The sequence below is a fragment of the Streptococcus sp. DD10 genome (genome assembly GCF_001578805.1).
GTDB lineage: Bacteria > Bacillota > Bacilli > Lactobacillales > Streptococcaceae > Streptococcus.
Window position 1 is genome coordinate 73,504 of record NZ_KQ969163.1, and the last position, 1,759, is coordinate 75,262.

The following is a 1,759-nucleotide window of genomic DNA, read 5'->3' on the forward strand; positions in this document are numbered from 1 at the left end:
GCTGGCTACTCCTACGCCATGGGCAATGCCCCCCAAGCCACCAAACAAGTCGCCAAGTCCATCGCCCCTAGCAATGATGACAACGGTGTCTTAAGCGTCATCGCCCACTACCTCAACCAATAAAAAGAGTGACAAACCGTCACACCAGAAAGGAACTTATGATGACAATCGCAATCGAACACGTCGGCGTCTGGGTCAAAGACCTGGAAAAGATGAAAACCTTCTACCAAACCTACTTCAAAGCGACAGCCAGCGAAAAATACCACAACCCAAGAACAGGTTTTTCTTCTTATTTTCTTAGTTTTGAAGATGGTGCCCGCTTGGAACTCTGCCACCGCCCCGATATTGTTGCAGGGGACAAAGACACCTTTGGTTTCACCCACTTGGCCATGGCAGTTGGCAATGAGGCCGACGTGGATGCCTTTGCTCAGCGTTTTGAAGCCGACGGCTACCCCATCCAATCCGGCCCACGCACCACAGGGGACGGCTATTACGAAGCGGTGGTTTTTGACCCTGAAGGCAACCAACTCGAACTGACAACTCACTTGAAAAGTTAATGTTAACCTAGAGTTGAAGAAAGGCTTCACTTCATTTCATGTTCACCAAGTACGATAGTATCCTGATTTGAGACAAGCTGTTGCCTAAAACGATATCCAAATACCTGTTTTTCTTGCGAGGGCAGTTGATATGGTAGAGAAGCCTCTTGATTACAAAAGGTTATTCGTTGATGTGTCTGTTGCTACTAGTTATACTCAATGAAGATCAAAGAGCAAACTAGGAAGCTAGCCGCAGGCTGCTCAAAGCACTGCTTTGAGGTTGTAGATAAGACTGACGAAGTCAGCTCAAAACACTGTTTTGAGGTTGTGGATAGAACTGACGAAGTCAGCTCAAAACACTGCTTTGAGGTTGTGGATAGAACTGACGAAGTCAGCTCAAAACACTGCTTTGAGGTTGTGGATAGAACTGACGAAGTCAGTAACCATACCTACGGTAAGGTGAAGCTGACGTGGTTTGAAGAGATTTTAGAAAGAGTATTAGTATGAGTGATGCATCAAATGGTAGGGTAAGAAATCAAGAGTAGCTAAATAAAAGGAACAGAATGAAAAAAGACTTAGAAATACACTGTTTAGAGTATCTCTAAGTCTTTTTTATTGTTCGACTGGTTGAACCAATTCATTTCTAAGAAAAACTAGTCTACCTTTCCACCTTCCACTACGAGATCATCAGCTTTTGCAGCATCTCCGTAAGTTGGGTGAAGTGTTTTTTCATAGGCTTGGTGGAAGAAGTTTTCTTTTCCAAGTTTTTCAATCTCTTCATTGATATAGTTGAGGAGTTCGGTATTTCCTTTTTGAACTGCTGGAGCGATAGTATCTGGATCGCCTAGAGAAGTGATTCCGACTTCGAATCCCTTGTTTTCAATCGCCCAAGCCAGCACTTCGGTGTTGTCAGTAGAGAAGGCATCCCCACGACCGTCCAAAAGTGCTTGGTAGGCGTCACTATATTGGTCGTATTTTTGAAGTTTGACCTCAGGGTGATTTTTCTCAAAGTAAGTTTCAGCTGTGGTTCCCTTGGTGACAATCAAGGTCTTGCCTTCCAATTGTTTAACATCGGTGATTAGGGCAGTTTTAGGAGAAACAACACCTAGAGAGACTTTCATGTAAGGGAGGGCAAAGTCAACTTGTTTTTTCCGTTCTTCAGTCACGGTGAAGTTGGCAAGCGTAATATCGACTTTATTTGAAATCAAGTATTCGGCACGGTT

General features: G+C 44.0%; 3 protein-coding genes. 2 read left to right on the forward strand and 1 reads right to left on the reverse strand.

The genetic code is table 11. From position 1 onward, the window contains the following. Together STRDD10_RS11640 and STRDD10_RS08205 are read left to right on the forward strand one after the other, a co-directional pair. Positions 1 to 123, forward strand: a 123-nt coding sequence (locus tag STRDD10_RS11640; RefSeq protein WP_231853399.1) for an HAD hydrolase family protein, incomplete at its 5' end; no start/stop codon positions are given. A 38-nt stretch (positions 124 to 161) separates the two neighbouring features. Continuing rightward, on the forward strand, positions 162 to 557 hold the full coding sequence (locus STRDD10_RS08205; RefSeq protein WP_082782080.1) for a VOC family protein: 396 nt from the start codon (positions 162 to 164) through the stop codon (positions 555 to 557). Between the two features lie 632 nt (positions 558 to 1,189). On the opposite strand, the gene STRDD10_RS08215 is transcribed toward STRDD10_RS08205, so the two are convergent. Then, the coding region (locus STRDD10_RS08215) for a transporter substrate-binding domain-containing protein (RefSeq protein ID WP_082782081.1) at positions 1,190 to 1,759 on the reverse strand (570 nt) is incomplete at its 5' end.